This is a genomic window from Limosilactobacillus pulli (assembly GCF_947381555.1).
Classification (GTDB): Bacteria; Bacillota; Bacilli; order Lactobacillales; family Lactobacillaceae; genus Limosilactobacillus; species Limosilactobacillus pulli.
The window spans coordinates 1-202 of record NZ_CANCWQ010000106.1; the positions used below are offsets into that span (position 1 = coordinate 1).

Below are 202 nucleotides of genomic sequence, written 5' to 3' on the forward strand. Positions count from 1 at the left end.
AACTGTTCACGCAGTGACGGTATCTAACCAGAAAGTCACGGCTAACTACGTGCCAGCAGCCGCGGTAATACGTAGGTGGCAAGCGTTATCCGGATTTATTGGGCGTAAAGCGAGCGCAGGCGGTTTGATAAGTCTGATGTGAAAGCCTTTGGCTTAACCAAAGAAGTGCATCGGAAACTGTCAGACTTGAGTGCAGAAGAGG

1 rRNA gene is annotated in these 202 nt (G+C 50.0%); it reads left to right on the forward strand.

The annotated features are described in order from the left end of the window. Positions 1 to 202 (forward strand): 16S ribosomal RNA (locus tag QOS03_RS09400); the annotation flags it as partial.